Raw genomic sequence first — 16,507 nt, forward strand, 5'->3', positions numbered from 1 at the left:
ATTACATCTCATTTTGTGGCTGCAAAAGTAATGATAATTTCAAGAACTGCAAAATTTTTGCTATTATTTTTAGAATTATTTTCATTAAAACTTATTGATTAGCAATAATTACTAAGTTCTTTAGCTCAAAAAAATACTCCACTTTTTACAGTGAAGCATTTTATTAAATATTAATTGGCAAATTAAACAGTAGAATATTTTAAAAATTCATCACCAATTTTGCGCTTATATTTCTACCCATATTGAAAACACCCACTCTACCTGTAGCCATATTTTCGGGAGCATATTTTAGACGGCTCAAATGATTTTGATACGCAACATTGGCAAGATTTTCTCCACTGATGAATAAATTGAAGAAATCTTTTTTGCCAAAAGCTTTAATATCTGCGCCAATCCCAACACTTAATAAGGTATAAGAAGGCGTAGCGGTTTCTGTATCAAAAGCACTGTAAACATTATTTTGCTTAAAATAATGATCTACTGCAAATTTCGCATAAAATCCTGAAAACGTATCATTAACGTTTTTGAATTGAGTTTTTATTTCTCCACGATATTTTGGAGCCGGAATAAAAGGTAAAAACTTCTCATTTTCAGGACGATTGTTTTGTGTAGCTCTAACGTAAGAGAAAGAGTTTTCTATATGCAACCAATCTAGCGGATGCGGATGCACGTCTATGAAAACCTCACCACCAAAAAGTTGCGCATTTCCTTGTGTAAATTTAAAAGCAGGAACTGGGTCACTTGGGTCTATAATGATGTCATTTCCGTTGGCATCTTGTAATTTTTCGGTGAAAATGTAATTCGAGATAAAATTAATAAACGGCGTAAACTCAAAAGTAATATGGTCTGAATTTAGAAAATATGCCACATCAATTTGATGACTGGTTTCAGATTTCAAATTCTCATCACCAATTTCGTATCTAAAAGTACCTTCGTGAACTCCATTAGAAGCCAATTCTGCAATATTTGGCGCTCTAAAACCTCTTGAAAGATTTACTTTAAGTGTAGATTTTGAATCTAACTGATAAGATAGACCTAAACTCCCGGAAATGCCGCTGTAATTTTTATTAAATTTAGAAAACTTCACATCTCCATCTTCTAACATTTCCTTAGAATCTACATTTCTATTGTCAAATCTTAATCCTCCAGCTAATGTAAATTTATCACTAAATTTTTTCTGAGTGTAAACGAAAGCTCCAATATCGAAGAAATCATAATCTGGAATTAATGCTTCTAAACCTTTATTGGTATTAGATTGTTGCATACCGCCAATCCCGAAAGATGTTTCCCAATTTCTAGATTCTTTTAAATTATATCTCACATTATAATTAAAAGTATTCAAATCAAAATACAATTCTGTATCATCTGGATTGGTTGCATCTCCAAATTCTCTTCTTCTATTATTTTGGAAAGCAAAATCTGCATTAATTGTTCCGTTTTTCAATAAGAAATAATTATTAGAAGTAAATCTTAAATGATTAATTTTCTGATGCGGAAACCCAATTTTGTAACCTCTATAATCTGCATCAGAAGCAGTAACATCATCTCCATTTCTGTTGATGTAAGTAAAGTTTCCGTCTGCATCTCTTTCGCCTTCTACAATTCCTAAAGTAGAATTATAAGTACTAAAATTAAAGTAAGAATGTCCCCAACTTTTATTAACTCCTAACATTAAATTTCCATCATTTTCTTTAAAACCAGAGTTGTACACTTTACCATCGTATTTATTTTCATAATTACCAGCCATTTTATTGGTAATTCTGCCTTGCCAAACAAATCCATTTTTGTTTCCCGAATTAGAAAAAGAGTTGGCAATGAGATTATTATTAGATTGATAATTGGTAGTAAATTGATTTTCTATCTTTCCTTCGGAAGGATTTTTGGGAGAAATAAAATTAAGAACACCTGCAATACCGTCTGAACCATACATTAAACTTCCTGGCCCTTTTACAATTTCTACTTTTCCTACAGAAAAATCGTCAATTTCAATGCCGTGTTCGTCTCCCCATTGCTGACCTTCTTGTCTTATTCCGTCAACCAAAGTAATTACTCTGTTATAGCCCAAACCTCTAATTATTGGCTTAGAAATAGCAGCTCCCGTTGTAATTTGATTAACTCCTGGCACGTTTTTCAAACCATCTATAATATTAGTAGAAGAATTTTTATTGATTTGATTTCTATCCAAAGAAGTAATAACTACAGGAATTTTTTTCAACTCCGAAGCTCTAGAAACCGCCGTTACAACCACCTCAGCAATTTCTTTGGCAGATTTTTGCAATTCGAAATTAGCAATACTATCATTCTTCACTTCCACAGAAACCAACAAAGTACTGTAATCATTACTCGAAATTTCTAATAAATATTTCCCAGATTTTAAATTTTGAAAAGTATAATTACCATTTTGGTCTGTTGTAGCATTCTTTTTCAAATCCGAAAAATAGACAACCGCATTTTTCACAGGCTCTTGAGTATCTTTATCCTTAACAATACCCGATAATTTATATTGAGAAAACAACATTGGTGTTGCAAAAACTATTGCAACAAAAAAACATATTTTTTTGATTAACATTTTTGATATTTTAATTAGAATTAAATGTCATTAACCTTTTTCGTTGAAAAAAAAATCAACAAAAAACAGTTAAAAACAACTATTGATGTTTAAATAAATAAACAAAATAAACCACGAAAACTAAAAAATTAGCTTCGCAAAAAATACTTGAAATTCTAAATAAAAAATGGCGGAGCTCTTAAAGAAAAAAATCTAATGACCGCTTTAGAATAAGAAAAATACTGTACAAAACTATACTCTTTTGTAAATATAGATTTGGTAATTTCAAAATCAAAAATCTGATGTAAATCTCCTATTAAAACCTGAGAGGCATGTAGAGTATAACAATTATCTGCACCAGCTATAGAAGAAGCTTTAGCAGCATTAGAATCTGCTTTAAAACTTAATTCGGTGCTAGAAAAATTATTACTGTGCGTATGAAAATATCCAGAAAGTAATACAGAAAATATGTAAATACACGTCAAAAGTGTAGATACTAATCCTCTATATTTTACCACTGTTTTTTTCATTCTGTGCAAATCTATGAAATATTTTGTTATTAATGTAACATTAAATATGACCAAAAACATAATTCACATGTCTTTATATTTTGTAACTTTGCGTGTCAAAAAAAAACATTATGGGTAATACAACGTTGAAAAAAATCGGGGTACTAACATCTGGCGGCGACGCGCCAGGGATGAATGCGGCGATTAGAGCAGTAGTAAGGACAGCCCATTTCCATAAGATAGAATGTGTGGGAATACGAGGAGGATATACTGGGCTTATTGAAGGAAACATTACAAAAATGGGACCTCGTTCGGTAAGCAATATCATTAACCTTGGTGGCACCATTTTACGTTCGGCACGTTCTGCAGAATTCAGAACAGAAGAAGGACGAAAAAAAGCTTATGATCAATGTATAGCAAATAACATTGATGCATTAGTATGTATAGGTGGAGATGGTACTTTTACAGGAGCTCTAAAATTCAGTGAAGAATTTGGTGTAAAAGTAATAGGAGTACCTGGTACTATAGACAATGATATCTTCGGAACAGATTTTACAATTGGTTATGACACTGCATTAAATACTGCAATGGACGCCATAGATAAAATTAGAGATACCGCAACATCTCACAGTAGAGTATTCTTTGTAGAGGTAATGGGAAGAGACGCTGGTTTTATTGCTCTTAATAGTGGAATTGCAACTGGTGCTTTAGATATTTTAATCCCTGAGCAAAAAGACAGTTTAAATGAAATGTTTGAAACTTTCGAAAAAGCTCAAAAAAGAGGAAAAACATCTAGTATTGTAATCGTTGCTGAAGGAGAACAATTGGCTTCTACTTATGATCTGGCTAAGAAAACCAAAGAAAAATTCCCAGATTATGATATTAGAGTATCTATCTTAGGACACATCCAAAGAGGTGGCGCACCAAGTTGTGCAGACAGAGTTTTGGCAAGCAGACTAGGATATGGAGCTGTAATTGGTCTAATGAAAGGACTTACCAATGTAATGGCAGGAATGAGATCTAACGATTTGGTTTTCACACCAATAGAAGATGCCATTAGAAAACACAACGAAATAAACCAAGACTTACTGCAGATTTCAGAAGTTCTAGCAATGTAAGTTTTAAGAAAAAATAATAGTATTAACTAAAATTTAAAAACAAAAAAATATGTCAACAATTAAAGTAGGAATCAACGGATTCGGGAGAATTGGTCGTTTAGTTTTCAGAGCAATGACTGAGAGAGAAAACATCGAAGTAGTAGGAATCAATGACCTTATCGATGCAGAATATATGGCGTATATGCTAAAATATGACTCAGTACACGGAAAATTCAAAGGAGAAGTTTCTGTAGAAGGAAATAATTTAGTAGTAAATGGTAAAACTATCCGTGTAACTGCAGAAAGAGACCCTAACAACCTAAAATGGAACGAAATAGGTGCTGAATATATCGTAGAATCTACTGGTCTTTTCTTATCTAAAGATACTGCTCAGGCTCACATCAACGCTGGTGCAAAAAAAGTAATCCTTTCTGCTCCTTCTAAAGATGATACTCCTATGTTTGTAATGGGTGTAAACCACACTACTCTTACTGATGATGTAAAAATCTTCTCTAACGCTTCTTGTACTACTAACTGTCTTGCTCCTTTAGCAAAAGTAGTTCACGATAACTTCGGAATTCTTGAAGGTCTTATGACAACTGTACACGCTACTACAGCTACTCAAAAAACTGTAGATGGTCCATCTTTAAAAGACTGGAGAGGTGGTAGAGCTGCTCTTACTAACATTATCCCTTCTTCTACTGGTGCTGCTAAAGCGGTAGGAAAAGTAATCCCTTCATTAAACGGAAAATTAACTGGTATGTCTTTCAGAGTACCTACTGCTGACGTTTCTGTAGTAGATTTAACTGTAAGATTAGAAAAACCAACTTCTTATGACGAAATTGCTGCTGCTATTAAAGCCGCTTCTGAAGGAGAATTAAAAGGAATCCTTGGTTATACTGAAGATTTAGTAGTTTCTCAAGATTTCGTATCTGATGCTAGAACTTCTATCTTTGATAAAGATGCTGGTATCATGTTATCTCCAACTTTCGTTAAATTAGTTTCTTGGTATGACAACGAGTGGGGTTATTCTAACAAATTAACAGACTTATTAATTCACTCTGCTTCTCTATAATAAAGTAGATTAGAATTTAAACATAAAACTCCTGATTTTTTCAGGAGTTTTTTTATTTGAAAACTCAAGATTCATTTTAATTTTATATTTTTGAGAGAAGATAATGAATTCTCATGAAAAAAAACTTCACATTAATTGCTCTATTCCTTTTCGCTATATCAACATTTTCTCAAAATGTAAACCTCGAAGAAATTAAAAAGAACATTTCTAATCCTTCTTCAGACTTTTATTTAGAAAAAATTCTCACCAAATACAAAGGCCTTCCAAGCCAATTAGACAGCATAGAAGCAAGACATTTGTACTATGGCAAAGCTTCTTCAGTAGATATTAAGAAAAGTAACGAAATAAGAGAAAATTTCAAAAAAGAAGATTACAAAACTGCCTTAGAAATCGCAGAAAGCATTTTAAAAGAAAACCCTACAGATTTAGAAACACTAAGTATAATTTCAGAATGCTATTATAGGTTGCAAGACAGTAATAATTTAAACTACTACTCTACTCAATTTAGGAAATTGATAGATGCCGTTTTATCTTCTGGCGATGGAAAAACCGAAAAAACAGCCTATCTTGCCAATTCAGTGACAGACGAATATATTCTTTTGGCTATTCTTCAAAAAAAGGCATTTGAAATGAAAAGATTTTCCAAACCTTCTAAAGATGGAATGTATGATGTTTGGGACGATAATGGCAAAAAAATATTCATTAGCATTATTTACAATATGAAATTCTAAAAAAATCCTTTCAAAAAAATTGAAAGGATTCTTCTATACTATTGAATTGAATTTATTTAATCAAAAGTTTTGACACTGTCATTCCAAGCTCTGATTTCAACATCAAAAGATAAACTCCAGATTGCAAACCTGAAACTGAAATGGTTTCGTCTCCAGAATTTTGTTTTACTTTTTGGGTTTTAAGCATTTTTCCATTCAAATCATACAAATAAACGGTTCCGCCTTTTGCGTTGGTATATCTTATGGTTGCTTGTCCGTTAGAAACAGGATTTTGAACAATTGTTAAGGTTTGCTTTTTAGCAGAACTCGTAACTTCATTGGTAGCTAAAGCTGCTCCGTTTCCGAAAATTCTGAACTCGCCAGGTTGTAGATTATAAGTAAACGAAGAATCTGTAGCCGTAACACTTAATATACTATTATTATCCATTAAATTATACCAAGTTCCTGTATTTGGAAAAAAAGGAGCGACAGTTTGAGCTGTAGTAGTAAGATTTGCAAAAATAACTACACTTTTTAAAGCTCCCGAAGCTAAAGCATCATTCCAAATGTAAATTCTAGGTTTCAAATCTCCTGAATTTATTGTAAACGTTTTGGTATTAAAAACTTCATTATTCAATTTTAAGCTTATAATCTTTGCCCAAGTATCATAAACTGCTTTTCTCTGAGTATTGGTAAAATAGTTTAAAGTAAATGCATTAGGTTTTGGACTTGTTCTGCAATCATTACTATAAGTACCATTCTCACATCTATTAATTCCATATTCATATCCTAATTCACCAAATTGCCATAACATTTTAGGACCAGGAATTGGAAAAAGTACTGCTGCATAAGCTTTTTGTCTCTCTAGAGCAGTTGACAAGATTTTAACATCATATCCAGAACCTGTATTGCCATAAAGTAAATTTTTATACATTAATCTCTCCTCATCGTGACTTTCGCCATAAGTGATATTTCTTCTCTCTGTAAATCCTACATGATTTTCAAAATCTGCTCTATCAATTGTGCTATCAGTAGTATAGCCCATAGTATTTTGATTGTATGGGACATTCAAATTATCCCACAATATAACACCTTTTCCTTCTCCAACTCTGTAATTAGCCCATTCTTTTTCTTCATTATTTGTACCTAAATGTTCAAAAATAACATAAGAGCTAGGATCTAAACTCCACTGTCTATCAGCATATAATTTTAATACATCTACTCTATCTTGTTGATAAGAACCCGTACAAGATTCATCAGAAGCCGTACAATTTTGTGTAAATCCTTTTGTTAAATCCCAACGGAAACCATCAATTTTATACTCACTTATCCATTGTTCTAAAACTCTTCCTACATAATATCTAGTTGCATCAGTAGAATGATTCATATCTTCGTTTACATTATAAGCATGCTTTGCCACTGTATTAAAATAAGGATTTGAAGAATTAGCAGAACCATAACCGTCTCCATCAGGGTCTGTATTCCAAAGTCTTACTAAAGGATTTCTTTGCGTAGCATGATTAAGAGCAATATCTAAAATTACCGCAATACCATTTTGGTGACAAGTATCAATAAATTCTTTAAACTTATCTGAAGTTCCGTAAGCTTTATCTAATGCAAAATGAAAAGAAGGATTGTAACCCCAAGAATTATTACCATCAAACTCCATTACAGGCATTAATTCAATTGCATTAATTTTTAAATTTTTAAAATAAGAAATCTTATCTATCATAGATTGCCAATTCTGTTCTGAAGTAAAATCTCTAACAAGAGCTTCATAAACTACAAGATTTTCTTTGGCTGGTTTTGTAAAATTAGTCGCTTGCCAATTGTAAGCAGACATCCCAGTTTGCACTACCGAAACATCAAATTTTTGTCCAGAAGGATATGCTGGAAGATTTGGATAATCTGCCGAAGAAATATAAGGGTCGTCATCAGGTGAAAGCACTAATCTAGAATAAGGGTCTGCTACTTTTATGCCATCATTTGTTCTGTATTGAAAAGTATAAATCTGCTGTGGAGTAAGCCCTGAAATTTCAATCCAATACAAATCTGGGTTCGTAGTATCTTTTTTCATTAAATAATTACTATTTACCGCCCATTGATTAAAGCTTCCGATTACGTGAACATAACTTTTTCCAGGAGCATAAATTGCCAAACCAATTTTTGTAGCATCATTAGCATCATAATTTATTCCTTGTCTTATCCAAGAAGGAATTGCTTGCTGATTAGAAGTAGAAGAAATAACAAAAGATTTTGTTTCGGACAATCCACTTACAGAACTTGTTCCTGTTAATTCAAAAAAAGAATTGCCATTGGTTACCGTAAAATCATAATTATAATTTGCAGATGGAGTTGCAACTGTATTAATAACCGTTCCATTCATTTTTAGAACATAAGAAGCCGTTTGGGTAGAAGTAGCTCCTATATTCACCGTATTACCAGCTGTAGAACTCGTAAAACTATTATCTAAAGGATTGTTCATCGTTAATACATATCTCCCAACTTTTACATAAATATCTTGCGATTGTAATAATCCATTTGAAGTCTTTACCAAAAAACCAATTCTTGACAAGGGATTTGCTCGGTTCCCATAAAAAGATTTCACAGTATTCATGGTATAAGTGTAAGTTGCTGCAGTAGCAGTTCCACCAACATAAGTTAATTTATTGGCTGAATTAGACACATTCCAAGTTCCATTAGTTGGAGAATCGGCAATAACATTACTCGTATCAAAAGACCAAGCCCACAGATAAAGGCTATGAGTGGATGCTACTCCAAAAGAATTTTCGTTTACCGTAAAGGTTATTGTTATAGACTCTGTTTCATCAAAAGTAGATGGTGATACAGAATACGACGTAGTAATTTGGCTATATGCAAAAATCTGCATTAATAGAACCAAAAAAATTGATAGTTTTTGTTTCATTTGATAATTTTTTCAACACGTAAAATTAGGAATTTCTATATTACGATTGATATAAATTATACTGATATTTGACAAAATAGTACATTTTTTATGCACTTTTTTGCTATCAACTTATCATAAAAAACAATTCAATTAATGTCTTTTCGTGAGAAAATAAAAAACTTCTTTTCAGCTATAAAAACTAAGAAACCAAAAGGCTACAACCTCTAATATCAGAATGGTCTATTCTGCCCAAAACTTGAAACTTTTCATTCTCGAACTCTCTTTTTTCAATCCTTCCCAAATCCTGTGTAGCAATAAAAGAGCAAGAATATCTGTTTGCCAAATCTATAATATTGATAGCTCCAGTTTTGCCATCTTCTAAGTAAGAAAATGGGTCTTCTGCATTTCGGATAAGAACACGCATCCAATGTGGGCACTCATATTCATTATTCCCTAAAGAATAAGCTTGAGAAAGCAATTCCGTCATAGAATATTCCGAATAAATCTTATCAGTGCCGAAACTTTTTTGCAAAATTTCTAGAAGTTCATCTTTCGTCATTTCGGCTTTTCTGCCTTTCATTCCGCCAGTTTCTATCACTGTAAAATCGTTGATTTTTAAATTTGTAAAGTCATTTTCAGAATCTAAAAAATCTAACAATGCAAAAGAAACCCCGAAAAGAATTACTTTTTTATCTTCTTTTCCTAATTTTTGTAAAAGTTCAAAAAGTTCTTGATGATTGTATAAGAAATATCCGTTTTCAGGCTTTGCTGATTTCTTCATCAAAAAATCAACCATATAAATTAAAGAAGAGTGCGGATTTTCCGAATAATTTGGAAGCAAACCTAAGAAAATATAATCTTCTGGCTTTCCAATAAATTTTTCAAAACTCTTGTAAATACTTTCTTCGTATAGATTAAAATCTGCAATATAATGTTTAGAACGATTCAGCATTTGTGTAGTTCCAGAACTTTGAAAATAACTTGTAGATTTGTCTGTCTGAGCGGAAACGAAGACTTTGTCTAAAACTTGATGATTCTTAAACATTTCTATCGGAAGAAAAGGGATGTCTTCAATTTTTTTTACTTCCGAAGGATTTTTACCTAAAAAATCTACAAATTTTTGGTAAACTTCTACGTTTTTATATTGATATTGAAATGTTTCCAAACACGCCGCTTGGAATTCTTCTTCCGTTGTTATGTTGAATAAATCATTCATTTTGTAAAAAAATAAAAAGATGCAAAAAGAATAAACATGCATCTTAAATTGGTAAATTTATTTTAAATAGGATTTTCGTATTTCAAAACTTGAAAATTTTCCCCATCAAAAACTCCATAGGTAAAATACGAAATCCAATCGCCAAGATTAATGTATTTCGCTTCGTTTTCGTTTGCTTTTAAATCCAAAATCATCGGAAGATGACGGTGACCATACACGAAATAATCCATCTTCTCTGTTTTGAGTTTTTCTTTAGAGTAAATAATTAAAAACTCTTTGTCTTCGCCCAAAAACTCTTTGTCTTCTTCGCCAGAAATCATTTTATTTTTTGTTGAAAAATAGATAGCAACTTTCATTGCGATGTCAGGGTGAAGCCATTTAAAAAACCATTGCGCAATAGGATTGGTAAAGAATTTTTTCATTCTTTTGTAGCCTTTATCGCCAGGCCCAAGACCATCTCCATGAGCCAGAAGAAAGTTTTTGCCAGAAATTTCATAAAATTGTTTTTCGAAGAAAACCGGAATTCCTATTTCTTCTTCCAGATAATCTTTCATCCACAAATCGTGGTTTCCAACAAAAAAATAAATCTCTATTCCGCTGTCTTTTAGTTCGGCTAATTTCCCAAGAATTCTCACATATCCTTTCGGAACTACATAGCTCCATTCGTGCCAAAAATCAAACAAATCACCCATCAAAAACAGTACTTGTGCATCGTGTTTTATTTCGTCTAGCCAAGCAAGAAATTTAGTTTCTCTAGGCTTACTCAGCTCTGGAGTTGGCGCTCCAAAATGCTGGTCAGATGCAAAATATATTTTTTTATTGGGCTGTAATTCGATTTTCATTTTTTTGAGTTTCGAAATGCGAGTTTCGTGTTACGAGTTTTGATATTTTTAATTCACTATTCACTGCAAAGCAAATTCACTATTCATTTTATAAATTCTCTTCCGCCAACCATTCTCCGTAAGAATTTTCGGTTTCGTGAAGTTTCAAATAAGCTAACTGAACGTGACTTGGAAGATTTTTCTTAATTTTCTCAGCAATATCATACAACATATTTTCGCAAGTTGGCTGGTAATTGCAATAAATTACTTTATGACCTTGTTGCTCTAAACCTTCGCCCAATTCTTTGTGAGGCGTAAGTGCATTAAGCAAAACTGCGTGGTCCCAAATATCTACAATTTCTTCTTTCACAATTTTCTTAATATCTCCAAAATCTACCACCATTCCGTTTTTAGAATGCTCCACATCATTAATAGGAACTCCTTTTACTGTAACGAAAAGTTTGTACGAATGTCCGTGCATATTTTTGCATTTTCCATCATAATTATACAGAACGTGTGCCGTCTCGAAAGTGAAAATTTTAGTAATGCGTATCATTTTGCAAAGATAGAGAATTTTTAAACTTAAAAACCTCCTCTATTAAGAGAAGGTTCTTTCAACAAATTAAAAACTATGGACTCTTTTTATGTTAAGAGTGAATAATGGAAATATAGGGATGAAAAAATCATTTTTTTTTAAAATTTTAATGGAATTGCTCTGCTTCTGTAGAACCTGCCAATGCTGTGGTAGAAGAATTACCCGCAGTTACAGTAGTTTGAACCGCATCAAAATAACCTGTTCCTACAAAACTTTGGTGTTTCACAGCACGGAAACCTTTCGCTTGTAACGCAAATTCTCTTTCTTGCAATTCGCTGTAACCTGCCATACCTCTTTCTTTGTAAGCCAATGCCAATTCGAACATTGCCGTATTCAAAGCATGGAAACCTGCCAAAGTAATAAATTGGAATTTGTAACCCATTTTTGCTAATTCTTCACGGAAAGTTTCCATTTCGGCAACAGATAATTTTGCTGCCCAATTGAACGATGGAGAACAGTTGTACGCCAACATTTTCCCCGGAAATTTTGCATGAATTCCTTCTGCAAATCTTCTTGCATAATCTAAGTCTGGATTAGAAGTTTCCATCCAAATTAAATCTGCATACGGAGCATAAGAAAGTCCTCTGTCAATACCTTGTTCCACTCCACATTTTACTTGGAAAAAACCTTCAGAAGTTCTTTCGCCAGTTATAAATTTTTTATCTCTATCATCAATATCCGAAGTTAATAAATCTGCAGCATCAGCATCAGTTCTTGCCACCAAAACCGTTGGAACTCCGCAAACATCTGCCGCTAATCTTGCAGCAATCAATTTATTAATCGCTTCTTGCGTAGGTACTAGAACTTTCCCTCCAAGATGTCCACATTTTTTAGCCGAAGACAATTGGTCTTCAAAATGTACACCAGCAGCGCCAGATTCAATCATTTGTTTCATCAATTCAAAAGCATTGAGATTTCCACCGAAACCAGCTTCTGCATCAGCCACAATTGGAACGAGATAATTCTTATCGCCACCACCGTTCACAGATTGAATTTGGTCTGCTCTCAAAAGTGCATTATTAATTTTTTTCACCACCACAGGAACCGAATTTGCAGGATATAAACTTTGGTCGGGATACATTTCTCCAGACAAATTTGCATCTGCAGCCACTTGCCAACCAGAAAGGTAAATTGCTTCTAAACCAGCGTCCACTTCCTGAACCGCCTGATTTCCTGTTAAAGCTCCCAAACCTGCCACAAAATCTTGATTGTTCAATTTTTTCCAAAGTGTTTTAGACATTTCTGTCGCAATGGTGTAATCTATTTTGTAGTTTCCTCTCAATTTTAAAACTTCCTCAGCGGTATAAGGTCTTGTAACGCCTTTCCATCTTGGGTTTTCTCTCCACTCTTGCTCTAGTGCTTGGATTTGTTCTTGTGTGTTCATAATATTTTGGATTTTTTTGGGTTGTTTAAAATTTGTGTAATGTATACTATGTATAATGTATAATGTACTATGTATAATGTATTTTTTTTAATTTCAAAAAACTTTAAATTTTCATTTACTTAACAAATCATACTTTGTACCTTGTACCTTGTACTTTTTACTTTTTACTTTGTACTTTGTACTTTTTACTTTGTACTTTGTACTTTATACTTTGTACATCAAATAAAAGGATATGCTTTCAAGGTTAAAAACTCTTCGAAATTTTCATCAAAAATCAATTCATTGAAAAGCTGAGTTGCCAAATCGAATTTCCCTTCAGTAAAACGTTTTTCTCCGACATAATTTTTAATTTTTTCGAGTTCATCTTCTTCCCAAATCATAATCATATTTGGTGTAAGTGTTCTTTCGTCGTCTAATTTTGCTTTATTTTTGAGCCATTGCCAGATTTGAGTTCTGGAGATTTCGGCAGTTGCAGCGTCTTCCATCAGATTGTAAAGAGCTGCAGCTCCCGTTCCCATCAACCAAGATTCTATATAAAGAATTCCTACATTGATGTTTTTTCGTACGCCTTTTTCGGTAATTTCACCTTTCGGAACTTCTAATAAATCTGTTTCAGAAATGTGATAATCTTCGTACTTTTTATCTATTTGATTGGGTGTTGGCATATATTCATCAAAAATTGCTTTTGCAACAGGCACCAAACCAGGATGTGCCACCCAAGTTCCGTCGTGCCCATTTTTCACTTCTCTTTCTTTATCTGCTCTTACTTTTGCATAGGCGATTTCGTTTTCTTCTTCGTTGTTTTTTACAGGAATTTGCGCCGCCATTCCGCCCATAGCATGAACTCGGCGTTTATGACAAGCCTGAATAACACGTTTGGAATAAGCACTCATAAAAGGCGAAGTCATGGTAACTTGGTCTCTATCTGGCACTAAAAATTCCGGATGATTTCTAAATTTTTTGATGTAAGAAAAAATATAATCCCATCTTCCGCAGTTTAGTCCGGCGCTGTGTTCTTTCAGTTCATACAAAATTTCGTCTAACTGAAAAGAAGCGGTGATGGTTTCTATGAGAACTGTTGCCTTAATTGTCCCTTGATTAATTCCTAAATAATTTTGTGAAAAATTGAAAACCTCATTCCACCACCTTGCTTCTTTATAATGTTCTAATTTTGGCAAATAAAAGTACGGTCCACTACCTTTTGCTAATAAAGTTTTCGCATTTCTGAAAAAGAAAATCCCAAAATCTACTAGAGAACCAGATGCTTTTTCACCATTAATTTCTATATTTTTTTCTTCTAAATGCAATCCTCTTGGTCTTACGATTAGTGTCGCCAAATTTTCGTTGAGTTGATAAGCTTTACCTTCTTCATTCACGAAATCTATTTTTCTATTAATTGCATCTGTAAGGTTAATTTGCCCTTCCATACAATTTTGCCAAGTTGGAGAATTAGAATCTTCAAAATCTGCCATAAAAGTAGAAGCGCCAGAATTTAACGCATTGATAATCATTTTTCTATCAACAGGCCCAGTAATTTCAACTCTTCTATCTTGTAAATCATTTGGAAGTTTGTTGCAAACCCAATATTCTTCTCTTATTCCCCTGGCTTCTTTGGGAAAACTTGGCATTACACCTTCGTTAATCAATTCTTGAACTTTTTTTCTTTGCTCTAGAAGTTCAATTCTTTTTTGATTAAAATTTTTATGAAGTTGAATTAAAAACTTTTCAAGACCTTCAGAGAAAATTTGAGAATACTTTTCATTGACTTTCACATTAAATTCTTTTTCCATAATATTTTGATTTTGTTGATGTTAAATAATAATATCACTATCAATAATTTTTTAATTGAGAAAATTTATTGAGTTCTGCTTGAGACAAATATAGAAAATATTTTCACTTACAGCGAACGTTCGCAAAAAATATAAAATTTTTTATTATGCGAATAATCGCTTTTATTTTATATCTTTGTATTGAAAGGAGATAGCGAGCAATTTAGAATCATTACAAATTATTTTCAACGTTAATTTTCGTATAATTTTTAAAGTTTTTTATCGATTTTAGCTCAAATTAAAAAGCACAAAATCAACACTTGAAATTCAATTTTTAATAAAATTTATTTTTTTTCAATTAAAACCACATCACCAAAAACCAAAAATATGAACAACGAAAGCGACTTTATAAAAACTGTTTTCGGATTGAAACTGAGACAACAAAGACAAAAAAAAGAATGGTCTTTGCAAGATTTAGCAGACAAAACCAAACTTTCTAAATCTTACCTCAACGAAATTGAAAATGGCAAAAAATATCCTAAACACGACAAAATTTTACAATTAGCAGAAGTTCTTAATTGCAAGTTTGATGATTTAGTTTCTACAAAATTAGATAAGAATCTCGCTCCTTTTGGCGAACTTTTACAGAGTGATTTTTTCAAAGAAATCCCTTTAGATTTGTTTGGAATCAACAAAAATACACTCATCAATATCATTAGCGAAGCTCCAAAACAAATTACCGCTTTCATCAATACATTAATCGAAATATCTCAAAATTATAACTTAGGAAAAGAGCGATTTTACTTTGCTGTTTTAAGAAGTTTCCAAGAGTTACACGACAATTATTTCCCTGAAATTGAAGAAATTGCTCAAAATTTCGCCTCAGAAAACAATCTAAAACTCGGGAAAAACATTAATATTCAACATTTAGAAGAAATTCTCGCCAAAACATTCGGTTATGAAATAAAATCCGAAAATTTTGAAAATCACGGAACGCTCAACAATCTTCGTTCGCTTTACATTCCCGAGAAAAAACTGCTTCTCTTGAATCAACTTTTAGACGAAAATCAAAAAACCTTCATCTTCGCAAAAGAAATAGGCTTCAATGTTTTAAAACTAATACCAAGACCCAACACTTATTCTTGGTTAGATTTCACAAGTTTTGACGAATTGCTCAATAATTATTACGCATCTTATTTCGCTGGCTGCATCTTAATTCCAAAAGAAGAATTAGTAGAAAAATTAGAAGATTTTTTTGATGAAAACGAATGGAATTCTCAGAAATTAGCAGATTTAATTTCGCATTTTACCAATTCTCCAGAAACATTTTATTACAGATTAACCAACATTCTCTCATCAGAATTTGGAATTAAAGATTTGTTCTATCTTTGTTTTGTAAAGAAAAAAGACACTGATAAAATACAGATTTTAAAAGAGCTACACCTTAATCAACAGCAAGCTCCACACGCCAATTCTATGAACGAACATTATTGCAGAAAATGGATTGCCATTAAAAATCTGAAAGAATTAAAGGAAAACGAAACGCTTACTTCTGCTCAAATTTCACATTACAAAGATTCTGGTTTAAGTTATTTGGTACTTTCCACTTCACACAAAAATCCTTTTTCAGACGGCACCAATAGAAGCTATTGCATTGGAATTTTACTAAATTCTAATTCTTTGAAAAAAATAAAATTCGCTAAAAATTCTTCCGTAAAATCAGAATACGTAGGCGTAACTTGCGAAACCTGCAACATCTACGATTGCGACGCAAGAAAAACTCCGCCAACCCGATTAGAAAAAGAAAATTTTAACGAAAGTATGAAAAAATCTATCGCTAAAATTAGAAAAGAAATGTTATAATTTGCGATTTCC

At 32.5% G+C, this 16,507-nt stretch carries 12 protein-coding genes; 4 read left to right on the plus strand and 8 right to left on the minus strand.

Features of this window, described 5'->3' with window-relative positions:
• Nucleotides 1-199 precede the first annotated feature (199 nt).
• Both QM746_RS15590 and QM746_RS15595 read right to left on the minus strand, forming a co-directional pair.
• The gene (locus QM746_RS15590) at nucleotides 200-2,569 is read right to left on the minus strand and encodes a TonB-dependent receptor (protein WP_414985051.1); all 2,370 of its coding nucleotides are present in this window, start codon (nucleotides 2,567-2,569) and stop codon (nucleotides 200-202) included.
• 155 nt (nucleotides 2,570-2,724) lie between these two features.
• Nucleotides 2,725-3,078 carry a hypothetical protein gene (locus tag QM746_RS15595; RefSeq protein WP_414985052.1) on the minus strand — a complete coding sequence of 118 codons (354 nt, stop codon included), beginning with the start codon at nucleotides 3,076-3,078 and terminating at the stop codon, nucleotides 2,725-2,727.
• Between the two features lie 110 nt (nucleotides 3,079-3,188).
• Here QM746_RS15595 and pfkA point away from each other — a divergent pair, with 110 nt between their 5' ends.
• The 3 genes from pfkA (at nucleotide 3,189) to QM746_RS15610 (ending at nucleotide 5,960) form a co-directional block, all read left to right on the plus strand.
• Nucleotides 3,189-4,175 (plus strand): 6-phosphofructokinase, encoded by a 987-nt coding sequence (gene pfkA / locus QM746_RS15600; RefSeq protein WP_374364542.1) that lies wholly within the window; start codon nucleotides 3,189-3,191, stop codon nucleotides 4,173-4,175.
• Nucleotides 4,176-4,224: 49 nt separating this feature from the next.
• Nucleotides 4,225-5,229, plus strand: coding sequence for a type I glyceraldehyde-3-phosphate dehydrogenase (gene gap, locus QM746_RS15605; RefSeq protein WP_374364540.1), 1,005 nt, complete (start codon nucleotides 4,225-4,227; stop codon nucleotides 5,227-5,229).
• Nucleotides 5,230-5,342: 113 nt separating this feature from the next.
• A complete protein-coding gene (locus tag QM746_RS15610; protein WP_414985053.1) occupies nucleotides 5,343-5,960 on the plus strand; it encodes a DUF4919 domain-containing protein in 618 nt (205 codons plus the stop codon).
• Between the two features lie 52 nt (nucleotides 5,961-6,012).
• Here the strand turns inward: QM746_RS15610 and QM746_RS15615 are convergent, their stop codons facing one another.
• The 6 genes from QM746_RS15615 to aceB all read right to left on the minus strand — a co-directional run bounded on the left by QM746_RS15615 (nucleotide 6,013) and on the right by aceB (nucleotide 14,653).
• The gene (locus tag QM746_RS15615) at nucleotides 6,013-8,865 is read right to left on the minus strand and encodes an alpha-amylase family glycosyl hydrolase (RefSeq protein WP_414985054.1); all 2,853 of its coding nucleotides are present in this window, start codon (nucleotides 8,863-8,865) and stop codon (nucleotides 6,013-6,015) included.
• Nucleotides 8,866-9,046: 181 nt separating this feature from the next.
• Nucleotides 9,047-10,063: an acyl transferase gene (locus QM746_RS15620; RefSeq protein ID WP_414985055.1), complete on the minus strand. Its 1,017-nt coding sequence runs from the start codon at nucleotides 10,061-10,063 to the stop codon at nucleotides 9,047-9,049.
• Between the two features lie 62 nt (nucleotides 10,064-10,125).
• A complete protein-coding gene (locus QM746_RS15625) occupies nucleotides 10,126-10,905 on the minus strand; it encodes a UDP-2,3-diacylglucosamine diphosphatase (RefSeq protein ID WP_414985056.1) in 780 nt (259 codons plus the stop codon).
• An 88-nt stretch (nucleotides 10,906-10,993) separates the two neighbouring features.
• Nucleotides 10,994-11,440: a 6-pyruvoyl trahydropterin synthase family protein gene (locus tag QM746_RS15630; protein WP_414985057.1), complete on the minus strand. Its 447-nt coding sequence runs from the start codon at nucleotides 11,438-11,440 to the stop codon at nucleotides 10,994-10,996.
• Between the two features lie 145 nt (nucleotides 11,441-11,585).
• Complete coding sequence (aceA, locus tag QM746_RS15635) at nucleotides 11,586-12,863, minus strand: isocitrate lyase (RefSeq protein ID WP_414985058.1); 1,278 nt, start codon at nucleotides 12,861-12,863, stop codon at nucleotides 11,586-11,588.
• A 218-nt stretch (nucleotides 12,864-13,081) separates the two neighbouring features.
• On the minus strand, nucleotides 13,082-14,653 hold the full coding sequence (gene aceB / locus QM746_RS15640) for a malate synthase A (protein WP_414985059.1): 1,572 nt from the start codon (nucleotides 14,651-14,653) through the stop codon (nucleotides 13,082-13,084).
• Between the two features lie 366 nt (nucleotides 14,654-15,019).
• On the opposite strand from aceB, the gene QM746_RS15645 reads away from it, so the two are divergent.
• Complete coding sequence (locus QM746_RS15645; protein ID WP_414985060.1) at nucleotides 15,020-16,495, plus strand: helix-turn-helix domain-containing protein; 1,476 nt, start codon at nucleotides 15,020-15,022, stop codon at nucleotides 16,493-16,495.
• Nucleotides 16,496-16,507 lie beyond the last annotated feature (12 nt).

Origin of the sequence: Cloacibacterium sp., assembly GCF_047601505.1 — a bacterium.
Taxonomy (GTDB): domain Bacteria; phylum Bacteroidota; class Bacteroidia; order Flavobacteriales; family Weeksellaceae; genus Cloacibacterium.

Bases quoted from the DNA above. Each gene is read 5' to 3' on its own strand.
- QM746_RS15590 (WP_414985051.1), bottom strand. From the start codon at position 2,569: ATGTTAATCAAAAAAATATGTTTTTTTGTTGCAATAGTTTTTGCAACA.
- QM746_RS15595 (WP_414985052.1), bottom strand. From the start codon at position 3,078: ATGAAAAAAACAGTGGTAAAATATAGAGGATTAGTATCTACACTTTTG.
- pfkA (WP_374364542.1), top strand. From the start codon at position 3,189: ATGGGTAATACAACGTTGAAAAAAATCGGGGTACTAACATCTGGCGGC.
- gap (WP_374364540.1), top strand. From the start codon at position 4,225: ATGTCAACAATTAAAGTAGGAATCAACGGATTCGGGAGAATTGGTCGT.
- QM746_RS15610 (WP_414985053.1), top strand. From the start codon at position 5,343: ATGAAAAAAAACTTCACATTAATTGCTCTATTCCTTTTCGCTATATCA.
- QM746_RS15615 (WP_414985054.1), bottom strand. From the start codon at position 8,865: ATGAAACAAAAACTATCAATTTTTTTGGTTCTATTAATGCAGATTTTT.
- QM746_RS15620 (WP_414985055.1), bottom strand. From the start codon at position 10,063: ATGAATGATTTATTCAACATAACAACGGAAGAAGAATTCCAAGCGGCG.
- QM746_RS15625 (WP_414985056.1), bottom strand. From the start codon at position 10,905: ATGAAAATCGAATTACAGCCCAATAAAAAAATATATTTTGCATCTGAC.
- QM746_RS15630 (WP_414985057.1), bottom strand. From the start codon at position 11,440: ATGATACGCATTACTAAAATTTTCACTTTCGAGACGGCACACGTTCTG.
- aceA (WP_414985058.1), bottom strand. From the start codon at position 12,863: ATGAACACACAAGAACAAATCCAAGCACTAGAGCAAGAGTGGAGAGAA.
- aceB (WP_414985059.1), bottom strand. From the start codon at position 14,653: ATGGAAAAAGAATTTAATGTGAAAGTCAATGAAAAGTATTCTCAAATT.
- QM746_RS15645 (WP_414985060.1), top strand. From the start codon at position 15,020: ATGAACAACGAAAGCGACTTTATAAAAACTGTTTTCGGATTGAAACTG.